Origin of the sequence: Paraburkholderia fungorum (genome assembly GCF_046027605.1) — a bacterium.
Lineage (GTDB): Bacteria > Pseudomonadota > Gammaproteobacteria > Burkholderiales > Burkholderiaceae > Paraburkholderia > Paraburkholderia fungorum_F.
The window spans coordinates 173,864-189,703 of record NZ_JAQQEF010000011.1 but is presented as its reverse complement, the minus strand read 5'-3'; the positions used below and the strand labels follow the sequence as shown (position 1 = coordinate 189,703).

The 15,840-nt window shown below is 60.0% G+C and carries 12 protein-coding genes and 1 pseudogene; 3 read left to right on the top strand and 10 right to left on the bottom strand.

The annotated features are described in order from the left end of the window. Positions 1-64: 64 nt before the first annotated feature. The 6 genes and pseudogenes from PQR53_RS19940 to PQR53_RS19920 form a co-directional block, all read right to left on the bottom strand. Positions 65-1,228 (bottom strand): porin, encoded by a 1,164-nt coding sequence (locus PQR53_RS19940; protein WP_408457352.1) that lies wholly within the window; start codon positions 1,226-1,228, stop codon positions 65-67. Positions 1,229-1,625: 397 nt separating this feature from the next. Next, positions 1,626-1,745: pseudogene (locus PQR53_RS38950) on the bottom strand (IS6 family transposase); the annotation flags it as partial. A 22-nt stretch (positions 1,746-1,767) separates the two neighbouring features. After that, entirely contained in the window at positions 1,768-2,718 is a 951-nt protein-coding gene (locus PQR53_RS19935) for a dimethyl sulfoxide reductase anchor subunit family protein (protein ID WP_408457350.1), read from the bottom strand. A gap of 39 nt (positions 2,719-2,757) precedes the next feature. After that, on the bottom strand, positions 2,758-3,504 hold the full coding sequence (locus PQR53_RS19930; RefSeq protein WP_408457348.1) for a 4Fe-4S dicluster domain-containing protein: 747 nt from the start codon (positions 3,502-3,504) through the stop codon (positions 2,758-2,760). Positions 3,505-3,548: 44 nt separating this feature from the next. Beyond that, a complete protein-coding gene (locus tag PQR53_RS19925) occupies positions 3,549-6,470 on the bottom strand; it encodes a molybdopterin-dependent oxidoreductase (protein WP_408457345.1) in 2,922 nt (973 codons plus the stop codon). Between the two features lie 143 nt (positions 6,471-6,613). Further along, a complete protein-coding gene (locus PQR53_RS19920) occupies positions 6,614-7,546 on the bottom strand; it encodes a 2-hydroxyacid dehydrogenase (protein WP_408457342.1) in 933 nt (310 codons plus the stop codon). A 213-nt stretch (positions 7,547-7,759) separates the two neighbouring features. Between PQR53_RS19920 and PQR53_RS19915 the strand changes: the two genes are divergently transcribed. Next, positions 7,760-9,265 carry a sensor domain-containing diguanylate cyclase gene (locus tag PQR53_RS19915; RefSeq protein WP_408457340.1) on the top strand — a complete coding sequence of 502 codons (1,506 nt, stop codon included), beginning with the start codon at positions 7,760-7,762 and terminating at the stop codon, positions 9,263-9,265. Between the two features lie 96 nt (positions 9,266-9,361). Here PQR53_RS19915 and PQR53_RS19910 read toward each other — a convergent pair whose 3' ends face one another. From PQR53_RS19910 to PQR53_RS19895, 4 genes are all read right to left on the bottom strand, one after another. Further along, positions 9,362-9,685 (bottom strand): hypothetical protein, encoded by a 324-nt coding sequence (locus PQR53_RS19910; RefSeq protein WP_179737653.1) that lies wholly within the window; start codon positions 9,683-9,685, stop codon positions 9,362-9,364. 194 nt (positions 9,686-9,879) lie between these two features. Then, positions 9,880-11,067, bottom strand: a complete 1,188-nt coding sequence (locus PQR53_RS19905; protein ID WP_494471271.1) for a porin — start codon at positions 11,065-11,067, stop codon at positions 9,880-9,882. Positions 11,068-11,105: 38 nt separating this feature from the next. After that, the gene (locus PQR53_RS19900) at positions 11,106-12,368 is read right to left on the bottom strand and encodes an MFS transporter (RefSeq protein ID WP_408457335.1); all 1,263 of its coding nucleotides are present in this window, start codon (positions 12,366-12,368) and stop codon (positions 11,106-11,108) included. Positions 12,369-12,423: 55 nt separating this feature from the next. After that, positions 12,424-13,431, bottom strand: coding sequence for a hypothetical protein (locus PQR53_RS19895; protein WP_408457332.1), 1,008 nt, complete (start codon positions 13,429-13,431; stop codon positions 12,424-12,426). Between the two features lie 946 nt (positions 13,432-14,377). On the opposite strand from PQR53_RS19895, the gene PQR53_RS19890 reads away from it, so the two are divergent. Next, a complete protein-coding gene (locus PQR53_RS19890; protein ID WP_408457330.1) occupies positions 14,378-15,100 on the top strand; it encodes an autoinducer binding domain-containing protein in 723 nt (240 codons plus the stop codon). 14 nt (positions 15,101-15,114) lie between these two features. Next, the gene (locus tag PQR53_RS19885; RefSeq protein WP_179737661.1) at positions 15,115-15,819 is read left to right on the top strand and encodes an acyl-homoserine-lactone synthase; all 705 of its coding nucleotides are present in this window, start codon (positions 15,115-15,117) and stop codon (positions 15,817-15,819) included. The last annotated feature ends 21 nt before the right edge of the window (positions 15,820-15,840 follow it).

The following is a 15,840-nucleotide window of genomic DNA, read 5'->3' as shown; positions in this document are numbered from 1 at the left end:
CCGCGCGACGCAGCAGCGCAGGCCGTCAGAAATGGTGGTCAGAAATGGTGGTCAGAAGCGGTGGTCAGAAGCGGTGCATTATCGCGACGCGATAAACCATCTGGTTTTCACTGGACGACATACCCGCGTCCGCCACGTTCGACGCATAGTCAAAGTCCGTACCCGTATGTGCGCTGACGACGTGCTGGTATGCACCTTGCACATAAACGGATGTCTGGCTGGATAAATCGTAGTCGAGTGTCAGCGTGAGCTGATGCCATTTGGGATTGAATGACCCGACGCTCGATGCCAGTCGCGCGTCCGTGAAAGTATAGGCGGTGCCTAACCAAAAGTTCGGCCGAAAGAAGTACTGGTCGTTAATTTCGAAGTTGTCGAATTTCCACGAGTTCCACGAACCGCCGGCTGGGCCCGTATTCGACGTGAAATAGGAGTTGGCCGTGGGGTCGTACACGTCGACATGCGAGTAGACGAAGGCCAGCAGCGTCTTCGAGAATTTATACGATATCCCGGCGCCGTAGTTCTGTTCCGAAGAACCCGTGAACAAGGTATCGCCGACCACGGCACCGGACGTGTTCGCTCCGGGGTGATTGATCTTCATATACGATGCCGCCGCCGTCAGCCCTCCATTCTGGTAGTTGAGGCTGCCGCCATAGAGGCTGTTGTTAGAGAACCCGCCGGCCTCGTTGCTGAACGCATACATGCCCTCGGCGGTAAGCCCTCGGTAAGTAGGGCTCACGTACTTGACGGAATTGTTCACGCGGAAGTCCCAATCCGCGTTGTCGTTGTCGAACGGGTGCGCCGCGAGATCCCCGCCCCAGTTACCAGCCGCCGTGAGGGCGCCGAAGCTGTTCCCGTCCGAGGTCGGATCGTATTGGCGGCCGAGCGTCAACGTGCCGTACCGGTCGGAAGCGATGCCGACAAATGCCTGGCGGCCGAATTCGCGTGAATCCTGGCCAAGCGCCCCATTGCTGGCATTGAACCCATTCTCCAGCTGGAAAATCGCCCGATAGCCATCACCGAGATCTTCGCTGCCTTTCACGCCCCAGCGACTGCCGTAAAAGTCACCGCTCTTCATTTGATAGGCGCTGTGGCCCTGCGCGTTACTGGTGAAGTTAAGGCCCTCGTCGATCAACCCATAGAGCGTGACGCTGCTCTGGGCATGGGCTGCGCTGGCAAGCAGCATGGCAGGGATAAATAGCCATAGACGTTTTTTTCGCTGCAATTTCATGACGTTCCTTCTACTACGTGGTGAATGTCCTATCGCCAACCCCTTCGGTGCAATGAGAAGTTGAAAAGAAAGTTGAATCCACAACGCAATGATCATGCCAACATTATTATGATAAATTGTATGCAAAATTGGCAGTCTTGGTACGCAATGAAGACGAGGCTGTGACGGCGTTGGGCCGGCGTCGTTGCGTTAAGCCAGAAACGCGTCAGGGCTTTTCGAGAATCCCACCGACAGTGCAATGCAGCACCAGCGCAGCGCGCCGTGTGACAGTGAAGGGCGCAAGCTTGCAGCTGCCTTTTATCGTATTTCAGCCGTCATTCACGGCCTCACCTCGAGGCCCTGCCGATAGACTGCAAGCAAGGAAGTAGACAAAAGGTCCCCAGGTTGTATGCGATAGGCCAGTCACGACCTTCGTCCAGGACTTGATGTTTCGGTGGTCTCGCTCGATCAGGTTATTCAGATACTTCGAGGATCTGACTTCGGTGTCGGCCGGAAGTAAGCGGTCAGCCTTCAATCCGGCGGTCGCGCCCCCGCATGCATCACCCCACTCGCGCGTAATACAGATTCTGCGGATGCCTGGCTTCGGCGAAGAAGAACCACCGCTCCGCAACCAGCCCCGCATACTGCACGAGACACGCAGCCGCCAGCAAAGTCAGTGACACGCCGATCGAATGCGATCCCGCGCCTAGCGCGATCAACACAATAGGCACAATAAACGCCGTCGCCAGAAAGCCCCACTTGACACTGCGCAGTGTCGCCGCCGATTTGCCGTGAAAGAACTCGCGCAGGTTGAACGCGCCAGCGGTAAAGCCGCGCGAGACCTGCACGAGCTTCGGATTCTTGATGCCGGTCGCGCTCTGCACGGTCGACTTCGGCCGCAGGCGCGCATTGCGCACCAGCGATGCCGAGCGGCTCGCGCAACCCGCGAGTGTCAGCACGCAGGCGCAGATCGCAAGCCCTGCTGTCAGCGAAGGTGCGAACCACGCGGTCAGCGCCGTCGCCAATGTCAATCCGGACGCGCAGCCTAGCAGCACGAAGTTGACCAGCGTGAGCGGCGTGGCCCATTCCTGCAGAAAACGCAGGCACGCGTAGATCATCGCCGTGCAGACAAACAGCACGGCACTCGCCAGCACGCCGAGCCACCCTATTGCCATCGCCCAAGGCGAGCCGAACCAGTGGGCGACACCGTAGAAAAACGCACAGGCGAGAAACGCCGGCAGGCACAGACATTCACGCGACAGCCACGAGGTCCGCCACATCGCGATCGCACGCCATGCGCGCTCCGGATGCCCCAGATGAAAGAACGAGGCAATCAGTCCGAGCCCACCCAGCACGAGCGTCAAGCCCGCGCCGGTGACATAGAACGCGTCCGCGGGCGCCGTGACGAGCCCGAGATGCGCGGCTGTCTCCACGCCGACGAGCGCGATCAACAGACCCTGCGCCGCGCCGCTCAGCGTAGTGAGAAAAACCACCGAAAAAGCGGGATTCATTGTGAAGTCCTTTAGATGCCTTAGATGCTTTCAATGCCTTTAGATCCGCGTCGCCATCGACGCAAGATGCAGTTCGCCGTGCTCGAGTTGCGCGTCGAGCGATTCAGGCGTCTCCAGCGCCGCACCCGCGTCTTTGCACGAGCACGCACCGCTGCCGCAGCCGGATGCCAAGGTGGTAGCGCGCGGCAAATAATGATTCGCCGGACGCGTGTTCCATTCGGGCATCAACTGATAACCGCCGCGTTCCTCGATCGCCTTCGACACCACCGACTCCGGATCGTGGATATCGCCGAACAGCCGCGCGGAAGTCGGGCACGCGAGCACGCACGCCGGTTGACGATCGCGCTCGGAGAGATTTTCATCGTGAATGCGATCGACGCACAACGTGCATTTGGTCATCTCCTTACGCGACTCGTCGAGTTCGCGCGCGCCGTACGGGCACGCCCACGCGCAGTATTTGCAGCCGATGCATTTGTCGAAGTCGACCAGCACGAGGCCGTCTTCCTTGCGCTTGTAGCTCGCGCCGGTCGGGCAAACCGGCACGCACGGCGGGTCCTCGCAGTGCAGGCATGACTTCGGAAAGTGGATCGTCTCGGCGTTCGGGTAGCTGCCGGCTTCGAAGCTCTGCACGCGATTGAAGAACGTGCCGGACGGATCGGCGTCGTACGGGTTCAGATCGGCGAGACTGCCCGACTCGCCCGACGTATTCCACTCCTTGCAACTCGTCACGCAAGCCTGGCATCCCACGCACACGTTCAGGTCGATCACCAATGCCATCTGAGTCATGAATCGCTCCTTGCTGCCATTTACGTCCCGTTGCTTACGACCTGCTACTTACGCCCCACCGCACCACGCAGCCGCGCCGCGAATTCGCCGCGTCCCGCGAAGTAGGTCTGGACGACCCGCGATATCACCCCGTTCGATCCGGGCAACGCCGGCATCGCGTCGAACTGCGGCAGCGTATGCCGCGCGTCCGCCTCCGCCGGAAAGATCCGCACCCGCACGTCGTACCACGCGGCCTGGCCCGTCACCGGGTCCGAATTCGAGAGGCGTGCGGCCGCTTCGTCGCGACCGGGCAACTCGTCGGTGATGAGGTGATTGAGCAGGAAGCCGCGCTGGGATTCGTTCGCCCCCGCGCCGAGATTCCACGCGCCCGAAGCCTTGCCGATCGCGTTCCAGGTCCATACCGTTCCCGGCTCCACGGTCTCGCTAAAGCGCGCCATGCAGCGCACCCGGCCCCATTGCGATTCGGCATAGATCCAGCTGCCGTCGGCGATACCGTTTTCAGCCGCCATCAGCGGATTCATGTAGAGATAGTTCTCGCCATGAATCTGCCGCAGCCACGCGTTCTGCGAGTCCCATGAGTGATACATCGCCATGGGCCGCTGCGTCACGGCGGCGAGCGGGAAGCGCGCGAGATCGGTGGAATCGCTTTCGAGCGGCGCGTACCAGAACGGCAACGGATCGAAATACTTCTCGACCCGCGCCCGCAGATGATCGGGCGGCTGTCTGCCGCTCCTGCGGCCTTGCGCGGCGAGCCTGAACTTCTGCATGACGTCGGAGTACAGCTGGATCAGGATCGGTTCGCTGAATTTGCGGAAGCCTTTTTCCACCGCCCAGTCGAGATACGGCCCATTGCAGTTGCGCATGTATTGCATCGCCTCGGGCAACCGGTAATGGAACACGCAGTTGTTCTTTGCGTACTGCTCCCATTGGTTCGGATTCGGCTCGCCCACCAGCGCCTTGTCGCCGTCCTTGCCGCGCCAGCCGATCAGAAAGCCGACGCCTGAATCCGGCGTCGTGGTGTGATTGACGATGAAGTCGGGATAGTCGCGAAAACGCCGCCTGCCTTCGGCGGTGGTGAAGGCGGGAAACTTCAGCCGCGAAGCGAGTTCGATCAGGACTTCCTGGAACGGCTTGCACTCGCCCGTCGGCGGCACGACCGGCACACGCACGGAATCCACCGGACCGTCGAATTCGGAGATCGGGCGGTCGAGCATCGACATCGCGTCGTGGCGTTCGAGATAGGTCGTGTCCGGCAGGATCAGATCGGCGAACGCCGTCATCTCCGACTGGAACGCATCGCACACCACCAGAAACGGAATCTTGTACTCGCCATTCGCGTGCTTGTCGGCCAGCATCTCGCGCACTTTCATCGTGTTCATCGACGAATTCCACGCCATGTTGGCCATGAAAATCAGCAACGTGTCGATGGGATACGGATCACCGCGCCACGCGTTGGTGATCACGCTATGCATCACGCCATGCACGGCGAGCGGATATTCCCACGAGAAAGCCTTGTCGATGCGAACCGGGCCGCCGTGTTCGTCGATGAACAGATCCTCGGGCGCGGCGGGCCAGCCGAGCGGGCCGCTTGCTAGCGGCGTGTTCGGCTTGACGGCGTCGGGGCTGTTCGGCGGTTTGGCCGATGGCGGCACCGCGCGGGGAAACGGTGACTTATGTCGAAAGCCGCCGGGGCGGTCGATCGTGCCCAGCAGCGACATCAGCACCGCTAGCGCGCGGATCGACTGGAAACCGTTGGAATGCGCGGCCAGCCCGCGCATGGCATGGAACGCGACCGGGTTGCCGGTGACGGTCTCGTGGGTCTCGCCCCACGCGTCGGTCCAGCGGATCGGCAGCGTGATCCGGTGGTCGCGGCTGGTCTGGATCATTTCACCCGCGAGGCGGCGAATCGTGTCCGCGGCAATCCCGGTGATCTCAGCCGCCCACTCGGGCGTGCAGTCCGCCACGCGCTCACGCAGTAACGCGAACGACGGCGTGACCGGCGTGCCGTCCTCCAGCGCATAGCGGCCCTCCAGTGCGGGGGTAACGCCAGGTGAATGATGCGGCACGGCGCGCGCGGCTTCGGCATCCCACCAGAGATGATTCTGAGGGAAGAGCGGATTGCCGACAGACTGGTCAGGGTCACGCACGAACAGGCCGAAGTTCTCGCTGCCCTCGTCGAGATCGACGAGTTCCGCCGCGTTCGTATAGCGCTGCACGAACTCGTGATCCCACGCGTTGGCCGCGATCAGTTCGTGCAGAAACGCCATGAACAGCGCGCCGTCGGTGCCGGGCTTGATTGGCACCCATTCGTCGGCAATCGCCGCGTAGCCGGTGCGGATCGGATTGATCGCGATGAAGCGCCCACCCGCGCGCTTGAACTTCGAAATAGCGATCTTGAGCGGATTCGAATGATGATCTTCCGCCGTGCCGATCATGAAGAAAAGTTTGGCGCTGTCGAGATCGGGGCCGCCGAATTCCCAGAATGAGCCGCCAATCGTATAGATCATGCCGGCCGCCATGTTGGCCGAGCAGAAACCGCCGTGCGCCGCGTAATTAGGCGTACCGAACTGTTTGGCGAAGAGGCCGGTGAGCGCCTGCATCTGGTCGCGGCCGGTAAACAGCGCGAATTTTCGGGGATCGGTGGCGCGAATCGAGGCGAGGCGTTTTTCGAGCACGTCGAACGCAACCTCCCACGACACCGGTTCGAATTGTGCACTGCCCCGCTCCGCGCCCGCCTTGCGCATCAATGGCTGGGTCAGGCGCGCGGGCGAATACTGCTTCATGATGCCCGAGGCGCCCTTGGCGCAGATCACCCCCTGGTTGAGCGGATGCTCCGGATTGCCGTCGATATAGCGCACCTCGCCTTCGCGCAAATGCACGCGAATGCCGCAGCGGCAGGCGCACATGTAGCAGGTAGTGGTCTTGACCTCGAGCCGTTCGTCCTGGGTGCGGGCGTGGTGTTCCATGCGGATCTCCGTCGCTGCTCCGGTGGTGTCGAAGCGGTTGGTTCAATACCGACCATCCTATTCGCCACGGGGCCACAAGGGAAATCGCGATTTATTAGAGAAACTATCCGCTGCGCTGATGGTTTCAGTTTGCCTACAAGAGCTCAGATCGGCGTCAATACCGGCTCACCGGCGAAATGGCGCTCGGCGTTCGCGAGGAAATTGTCGACCGAGGCCGCGATCGCCTCCGGCGAGCGGCCGCCCACGTGCGGCGTCAGGACCACGTTGCGCAGCGCCAGCAAGGCTTCGGGCGGATGCGGCTCGCCTTCGTAGACGTCCAGACCCGCGCCGGCAATCGAGCCGGCCGTAAGCGCTTCCGCTAAAGCAGCGGTATCCACCACACTGCCGCGCGAGACGTTGACCACGAAACCGTCCGGTCCGAGTGCGTCCAGCACCACCTTGCCAACCAGATGACGCGTGCCGGCGCCGCCGGGCGTCACTACCACGAGAAAATTGCACCACTGCGCGAGCCCCTCCACGCTGTCGAAATAGCGCAGCGGCGAGCCTTCCCGCGGTTTGCGGTTGTGGTAACCGATTTCCATATCGAATCCGGCACCCCGCCGCGCGACCTTCTCGCCGATATTGCCGAGCCCAACGATGCCGAGCCGCTTGCCGGACACGTTCGGACGCATCGGCAACGACTCGCGCCAGGCGCCCTTGCGGGTGTCCTGATCGAGTTGCGGCACGTCGCGCACCACGGCGAGCAGCAACGCGAATGCGTGATCGGCCACGCAATCGGCATTGGTGCCCGAGCCGTTGACGAGGACGATGCCGCGCTTGCGGGCGTGCTCGAGGGCGAGGTTTTCATAGCCGGCACCGAGCGCGCTGACAAACTCGAGCTGTGGCATCTGGTCGATTTCAGCGGCGCTCAGCCCGACCGTCCCGCTGGTCAGCACGGCACGGATCGTCGCGCCATGCGCGGCGATCGCGGCGCTCCGCTGGGTGGCATCGGCGGCATGGACGACGTCGAAAGCGGTCTCGACAGCGGCGCGGCTTGTATCTTTCAAGGGGATAAGAACCAGCAGGGATGGCTTCATGGCGGGCGTTTTTTCTTTGGGCGATGACGGACGGGAGGCACGACGCGTGAGTGTAACAAGCCTCCCGCAGCCCCGCTGGCAAGCGATATCGGGCGAACAGGCCGGTGCGAGCTGCGGCGGGACGGCTGTGCAAACGGGACCGGTCAAGCGTCTTTCTTTTGAGCCGTCCCGAAGCCGCATTAAAATAGCCCGAACTCCGACCACGGGAATCTCATGCTGGACATCCTCCCGCGCGGCTCAGCGCCCGCCAACGACGCCCCGAAAGAAGTCCCCTTGGGAGACGATTCCGAAATGTTCGAACTCGCGCCTGTCTCGCTCTGGCTCGAAGACTTCAGCGGTGTGCGCGCGCTATTCAACGCATGGCGGGCCCAAGGCGTGACAGATCTGCGCGCCCACTTCGCCGACGATCCGGGCCGGGTCGCCGAATGCGCGCACAGCATTCGCGTCATCAAGGTCAATCAGAAGACGTTGACGCAATTCGAGGCCGCCGATTTCGAGGCGCTCACCAGCAATCTCGCCTCCGTGTTCCGCGACGACATGCTCAAGACCCACCTCGAGGAGCTATGCCAATTGTGGGCCGGGCAAACCCAGTTCACGAGTCAGACGGTCAACTACACCCTCGGCGGGCGGCGCCTCGACGTACTGCTCAAAGGCGCCGTGCTGCCCGGCCATGAAGACAACTGGGACCGTGTGCTCGTCTCCGTCGAAGACATTACCGAACTCGAAGGCGCGCGGCATCGCGTGACGCTTGCCGAACAGTATGTGCGCGGCCTGTTCGAATATTCGCCCGTGTCGCTGTGGGTGGAAGATTTCAGCGAGGTCAAACGTCTGCTCGACGAGGCGCGCGCGGCCGGCATCAGCGATTTTCGGGTGTTCACCGACGTGCATCCCGAGTTTGTCGAGCGTTGCATGCAGGAAATTCACGTGCTTGACGTGAACCAGCACACGCTCACCATGTTCGCGGCGAAAGACAAAAAAATGCTGCTGTCGCGCCTGTCCGAAGTCTTCCGCGACGACATGCGGCCGCATTTCCGCGAGCAATTGATCGATCTGTGGGACGGCAAGCTGTTCCAGCAGCGCGAAGTGCTCAACTATTCGCTCGAAGGCAGCGAGGTGCACGTGCACCTGCAGTTCTCCGTGCTGCCGGGCCATGAACGCAATTGGGACCTGGTGCTGGTGGCCCTCACCGACATCACGGCGCGCAAGAAGGCCGAAGCTTACCTGGAGTTCCTGGGCAAGCATGACGTGCTGACCAAGCTGCGCAACCGCTCGTTCTATGTGGATGAACTGAACCGGCTGGAACGCAAGGGTCCGTGGCCGGTGACGATCATCATGGCCGATCTGAACGGGCTCAAGCGCGTGAACGATCAGCTCGGCCACGCGGCCGGGGACGCCTTGTTACGGCGGGCCGGCGAAGTACTTGCCAAGGCGACGGACGCGCCTTTTCATGCGGCGCGTATCGGCGGAGACGAGTTCGCCATCCTGCTGCCGGACACCGACGAGCGCGGCGGCGCCGCGATGATCGACGCGATCCGCCAACTGGTCGATCTGAACAACCAGTTCTATCCGGGCTCGCTGCTGAGCTTTTCGATGGGTGCGGCAACCTGTCAGCGCGGCGACCGGCTCGAGGCCGGCGTGCAACGCGCTGATCTGCTGATGTATGAGGAAAAGCGCGGGCACTATGCGAACCGTCCGGCTGCGGACGGTTCGCGCGACTGATGCCGGAGCATGCCGCGCACGGTGGCGTTGTGACGCGTTATAGCGCGTTGGCGCGTTCGCGTGTCGGCATGGGGCGCATCTCGGCAGACACGCGCCTCAACCCTTATCGGTCCGCACCGCCTCACCGTAAGTGCTGACGATCCGGCGATCCTGCTCTTCCACCGAAAACAGCTCCCATTCGAGCCCGTTCACGTCCTTGCTGCTCGAATACCCTTCCACCGAATCGTCTTCGAAACCGACGTGCCGAAGCTGGCCACCCTTATCCGGCATCTCGTTGATCGAAAAGTTGAGCAGCCCGGTGCGCCACATCGCGTAACGGCCCGGTACGACCGCGGTGGGCGACTGGCCGAGACGGTCGCTGTAATCGTCGATGGAAGCCTCGAGGCTGGCAACGGCCAACGCAATGTGGAAACGTTTCATAGCGGTTTTCCCGGCGGTTAGGATCAGATGTTTCATCGTATCCGTCGCGGGCAACCGCAACCAGTTGCCCGTTCATCCCGGTATCGGTATTACCGGTTTGCGTCAAGGCCCGTCGCAATGTGGCGAACTCGCTACCACGGCGCAGCTCCGCCACCGCACTGCCGTGTTGAAGGCTGCAAGCCGGGACAGGCCGCTCAGAAACGATGGCGCAGTCCCATGCGCAAAGCGGTCTGACTATCGGCACCACTTCCCGAATTGCCGATCACGCGAGGGCTGGAGCCGATTTCCGCCTGCACCGGCAGGTCCACGCCCGCCACGATGTTATTTCCCGATGCCGTTTGCCGGATCGCCAGCACGTAGAGATCGGTACGCTTCGACACAGCATAGTCGAGCGCCACGTTGAACTGATTCCACCTGCCGCGGGCACCGCCTGCCAGTGTCGAGCGCGTATAGCCGAGCGCGCCGCCAAGCGTTGACGTCAGCGCATAACGGACGCCCACCTCCTTGTTATCCAGTGTCGATCCAGCGCCGGACGTCGGCATCAGGCGTGTGCGCGTGACATTAGCCCACACGCGCACGGCCCCTATGGTGGTTTGGCCGCCCAGCGCACAGGTTTCCAGATAACGCAGCGCGCCCACCTTCACGTTCGCCACCGTCACGCTGACGGGTGCTGTCGCCCCGCTCCGAAAACCGATCCGCGTGCACGCGGTGCCCAGGCCGAACGACTTGCCCGTGTAATTCAAGCCGATACTGTAGGCGCCCGATATCACACGTTGTGCCTCACCTTGAGTGCGGTCGGCCGGCAAACCGCTCGAGCGGTCCGTCTCTTCGGAAAACGAAACCATGCCGCCGAACTCGAACCCCGCAAAGTTGGCGCTGCTAAACTTGAACGCGTTGCTGATACGAGCGGCCGCCAGCTGATCCAGATCGTTGATGTGGTAAGCGTAATTGCCCGCTGCGGACTGGCTTCCCATCGTGTAATTAGCGCCCACATAGGCAGCCGACAACGCGTTTTGACGACCATACGTCAATTCGCCGATCGCGCGCTTCGACAGCCCGACATAAGCCTTGCGTGTGAACAGCTCGCCTTCAGCTGACGAAACGTCGCCGCGGGTACTGAAAGCGCTTTCCAGTACGAAAACCGCGTCGACGCCGTCGCCGACACGCTCCCGTCCGCGCAAACCCCAACGATTGCCTTGAGCGACGCCATCCGCGTATCGGAACAAAGAAGCATGTCCGCCGGATGTCGCCACATTCGTCACGTAGCTCAGACCGGTGTCGATCAATCCGTAAAGCGTCACGCCGCGCTCCGCGCGAGCTTCGGTTGCAGCACTCAGCAAAGAGGCGATGAGATGTACGGGCAGCACCAGGCGTCGCCTCATCTGCCCGGGCACGCACCGATTCAAGCTGTAGATACTGGTCATTGCGCTGGCGGATCCTGGCGACGAGCGCGCGCGCGAACCCGAATCGCCATGACACAGTAGGCCGCCATGCACAGCAATGCACCCACGCCCAGCGCCAGGCGCAACCCCAGAAACGGCGCGCCCGCGCCGAGCCACAGTGCACTGAGTGCCGGCCCACCACGATAGACCACGCCGTATAACGCAAGCACGCGCCCACGCAACTCCTGCGGAACCGACAGGTGAATAAACGTTTGTGCACCGATCCCGGTCACGACGATCGAGAAACCCATCGCAAGGAACAGCGCGAGCGCGAGGCGAAAGTCGTGCGTGAGTGCCAGTGCAAGGGTACAGAGCGAAGCGGCCAATACTTGACGCTCGATCAATCTTGCTAACGGTTTGGCCGTGTCGCGCCCGCTGCACCACACGCCGCCCGCGATGGCGCCCAGGCCCGCTGCGGCGACGAGCGACGCAAAACCTTGTGAGCCGCGCTGCAACAATTCGCCCGCGATAGCCGGTGCGAGGTCCGGAACCCCGCGAATGCAAACGGCGGATGCGGTCAGAATCAGGAAGGTTTCCCGTAACGGGGCGTCCGACACCAGGTAGCGGAATCCCTCCGTCATCCCGCGTAACCAATGCGAGGGCGGATCCTTGGCGACCGACTTCGAAACCCCAGGCGCGATGCGAAAAATAATGACGATGAAGATGGCATAGCTCAGCGCATTCAGCAGGAACAACGCCGAGGGATCGAGCTTCAGCAGCATGGCGCCGGCCAAGGCAGGTCCGGCAAAGCGCGCCAGATTGAAGCAAAGGGAATTGATCGCGACCGCGGACGCGAGCCTTTGCGGTGGCACTAATGTCGAGATCCACGAGAGGCGCGCCGGCTGACACAGCGCACTGGCAATGCCCGACACCAACGTCACCGCCAGCAGCCACGCCATCGAATTGGCATGGCTCAGAATCAGACAGGCCTGCAAAACAGCCGTCCCCATTGCGACGAACTGACAATAGACAATCACGCGGCGTTTGTCGCACCGGTCGGCGATCACGCCGGCGACCGGTGCAAGGAGCACAGTGGGGAAAAGATCGGCGAACGCCAGCAAGCCCAGCCACGCACTCGAATGACTCGACTCCCACGCAAGCCAGCCTGTACCGATCCGCTGCACCCACGTTCCGACCAGCGACAGGCTGTTACCGAAAGTAAACAGCCTGAAATCCCCACACGCGAGCGCGCCGAACCGTGTCCCCTTAAGTACGATCCAGCGCTGAAATAAGCCGAACATCGGGACTCGGCTCAAACAGGTAGGATGACAGTTGAATGCACTGCCGCTGGTCTCATTAGTGAGTGACCTGCAGCGAACTCAATACCGCCATCTTCCGACCGTCCTGCGCGATATTGACTTTGCGCGCCCGGCTCACTCGCGATCCGTATCCGACAATCGCGCCACTCGCGATCATCACCACCAGATCCCTGAAGCAAGATTCGCCGTCGACCTCAAAGTCTGAGTCGACATATTTCTGAACCACATGACCGAGCGACGAAGTTTTGCCTATCAGTTCCGCCCACTCGACCTGATCGTAGTCCCGCCCGACGAAAACCGAGACGCCGCGCGTTCCGTACGGATGCTTGACAACAAAGTCGTCTTTGTACTGAATCACTTCCCGCTGACTGATACCGTCGCCGAGCTTGCGGCTCGTCGGAATGATGGTGCGGATCGCCGCGCGCTCCGCGTCGTTGAACAGATAGGAAAAGCGTGAATCGGACATGACCGCGACGCACAACTTGTTGTCACCGACCCAACGTCCCGCCAGCGACGACTGAATCACGAGCCGGCCTTCCACCACGCTCCGGCAGAACTGACCCCATTGTCCGACGTCCTGAATCGCGCGCTGCACGCCATACTTCAAATAGGCGAGCTGGAACGTGTGAGCGTCGCTCTGGTTGATCTGCTCAGGCGTCAGCATGACCGAGCGAAGGCCGCACGCTTCGATGCGCTTCTTAAGATGCGGCAATTCCAGGATGTTTCCTTCCGCCGGATGCAATAGTCCAATACCTTCGATATCGCGCATGCCGCGCCGATGCGCAAGCTTTGACAACCACGTTGCAACCCAGTCGCTCTGTTCGAAGGTAGACGCGCCGCCGCCCCACGATTCGATCAGCGCGGAGGCAAATGGCGCCTCGCGCCAATAACGGTTGATCATGCCCGCGTACACGATTCCCCCGGGCGCATTGCAGTTGAACTCAATGATTTTGAGTTCCGACAGCGTGCGTCCCATCAGATCGAAGCGGCACAAGTCGACCTGGTTGTTGGATGGCGCCGCGTCCTCCTTGACCCATTGGTTCAATTGCTTCGGAATTGCCAGAAATTCCTGAAGATTAGCGTCCGTGCGATAGGCAGAAACAATCTTCTGTAATGCGCTAAAAATTAACCCAATTCTCGCCGCCAGAATTTCCTCCGTTCCTGCATGGAGGGCGCACACACCCGACATAACCGGATAGGGTCGTGATTTTTTTTCCGCGAAGCTCATCGAGAGGTTATCTTCCGCTGCGCGACTCTTCACATACGCACAGGCTCGATTAAATCCCTCATTCGCATGACTCTGTTCCAGCGTGATCCAGTCCTTAGCGGGATCAAAAACGGGAAAGTCACACATATCTGAAAGCGATTGGGCCACAGCAAGCTCCTTTTTATCAAGTAAAAGTAAAAACTGTCAATTGCTATTCGATTCATGAACATCAATCCGGAAGCTCGAACAATTACACAAAGCCAATTATCGAACAACTCCCGTGACTGGTAGTTTTTCTAATTACGATGTTGAAGAGTAACCGCACTGCTAAAGGATCGCCGCGCATTCATGAATGCCTGGAATTGTTCAACTGCCGGCCGCTTACCACGAGACGTGGTGTGTCACATCGCCAGGCCATTTTCCGCTCACTGAGTGGATCATCATGCCGGGGGAGATTTGGCGTTCGAACGATTCGAGCCACCGTCTGAATAAATTATTCTAAAAATAGGAATATCCTCCATAGGTGCTCTTTCATCTTTTTTGAGCACTCATCTCCGCGCTGCGGGACCGAATAATTGGCGCCATGCGCCTATACGTCACAGCCAGAAATTGGTAGGAAATGGCACCTTTCGGCTAAGTGGGCCGAGTTTATGATTTACGATATAAGCAGAAATTTCTGACTGCGATGTCGATCATCATTTTTATTACAGTACATACCCGATGGAGCGAGAACTACTTATATAAAGACTAGTCCATAAACAAACTTGCATAGCGGAGTCCAGTGATGTCCCAAGACCTATCTGAATGGTGGAGCGATCTATTCCTCGAATTACAAACCTGCGAAGCAACTGACCGCGCGTTTTCCATCCTGTCGCGCGCCTCTCTGGATCTCGGATTTTCGTATTGCGCGTTCGGCTACGTAAATCGCGTGCCTTTCTGCTCCAGAAATATCGTTATCAAAAGCTCCTATCCTGAGCAATGGGTGGCGAGATATCGAGAAAGGGAGTATCTGACAATAGATCCCATAGCGAAACTCGAATCGGGTGACCTGACCCCGGTCATATGGGCCGACCGGCTGTTTGCCGACGCAGAACACTTATGGGACGAAGCCAAATCGGCGGGACTTGCAATCGGCATTTCACAACCCTGCTGGGACGCTCGTGGTCAGGTCGGGGTTTATTCGCTGGCAAGACAAGGCACGCCACTAGGCGCCAGTGAGATCAAGGCGTTGCGGCCTTTTCTCCTCTCGCTCGGGCAATTGTCAATGTCCTGCTTCAGTCGAATTGCCGATCAACAGAGCAATACCGCCACCGACGCCAGACTGACACAGCGTGAAATTGAAATTCTTCGTTGGACCGCCGACGGAAAGTCAGCCAAAGGTATCTCAAATGCACTCGACATTTCGGTCGATACGGTGAATTTTCATCTGAAAAATTGCAAGAGAAAACTTAACGCCCCGTCCAAGGCCAGTGCAGCAGCCTATGCCATTGCCTACGGATTACTTTAGCTACCGAGCAGACTATGGAAGAGATCGTATTCACCACAATGGACAAGCTGAGCCCTCGGGAACGGCAGCAACTTGGCCGATACCGGCATACGGTATTCGTCCAGCAGTTGCAATGGGACTTACCGTTAGTCGGTCCCGGCACTATCGAGGAATGGGACGAATTTGACCGGGGCAATACCGTCTGTGTAATCGCCTATACAAAGGGTCGAAGTATCTGCGGCTATGCTCGATTGTTGCCTACCACGCGGCCCTATCTGCTTTCCGAAGTTTTTCCCGACCTGTGTTCCATTCCGTTGATCAGCGATTCATTTACGTGGGAGCTATCCCGGTTCACTACTTTCGACAACGGCGTAGATTGCAGTATCCCAGGAATTCGCGAACTCCTTCGCTTCATCTTTATTCGCTCCCAAAGCCTGGGAATCCGTCAATTAGTAGGTGTCGCGCCCTCCAGCATGGATCGACTCTATCGTCGGTTGGGACTCGTGTTACGGCCTATCGGTCCGGCGCAGACCGGAAAAAACGGTCTCGCTGCGTTTTCACTGGATATCAATACAGCTGGCTTGAGGGCGTTGAGCGATGAACATAAGTGCTCATCCAATTTCTCGCCCATACAAGCCTCTTGCGAGCCATCGATTTCACTCAGCCGCGCAGACGACATAAGTCATGGCGGGAAGATTTCCACTGTCGCCACAATCGCCGTGGCCTGGCCGCCAATTTGAATTGATTAACGACCGGCTTTT

What these genes read in the sequence shown, in the direction of transcription:
- PQR53_RS19930 (WP_408457348.1), bottom strand. Translation starts at nt 3,504, where the DNA reads ATGACTCAGATGGCATTGGTGATCGACCTGAACGTGTGCGTGGGATGC.
- PQR53_RS19885 (WP_179737661.1), top strand. Translation starts at nt 15,115, where the DNA reads ATGGAAGAGATCGTATTCACCACAATGGACAAGCTGAGCCCTCGGGAA.
- PQR53_RS19920 (WP_408457342.1), bottom strand. Translation starts at nt 7,546, where the DNA reads ATGAAGCCATCCCTGCTGGTTCTTATCCCCTTGAAAGATACAAGCCGC.
- PQR53_RS19900 (WP_408457335.1), bottom strand. Translation starts at nt 12,368, where the DNA reads ATGTTCGGCTTATTTCAGCGCTGGATCGTACTTAAGGGGACACGGTTC.
- PQR53_RS19925 (WP_408457345.1), bottom strand. Translation starts at nt 6,470, where the DNA reads ATGGAACACCACGCCCGCACCCAGGACGAACGGCTCGAGGTCAAGACC.
- PQR53_RS19890 (WP_408457330.1), top strand. Translation starts at nt 14,378, where the DNA reads ATGTCCCAAGACCTATCTGAATGGTGGAGCGATCTATTCCTCGAATTA.
- PQR53_RS19935 (WP_408457350.1), bottom strand. Translation starts at nt 2,718, where the DNA reads ATGAATCCCGCTTTTTCGGTGGTTTTTCTCACTACGCTGAGCGGCGCG.
- PQR53_RS19905 (WP_494471271.1), bottom strand. Translation starts at nt 11,067, where the DNA reads ATGAGGCGACGCCTGGTGCTGCCCGTACATCTCATCGCCTCTTTGCTG.
- PQR53_RS19915 (WP_408457340.1), top strand. Translation starts at nt 7,760, where the DNA reads ATGCTGGACATCCTCCCGCGCGGCTCAGCGCCCGCCAACGACGCCCCG.
- PQR53_RS19940 (WP_408457352.1), bottom strand. Translation starts at nt 1,228, where the DNA reads ATGAAATTGCAGCGAAAAAAACGTCTATGGCTATTTATCCCTGCCATG.
- PQR53_RS19910 (WP_179737653.1), bottom strand. Translation starts at nt 9,685, where the DNA reads ATGAAACGTTTCCACATTGCGTTGGCCGTTGCCAGCCTCGAGGCTTCC.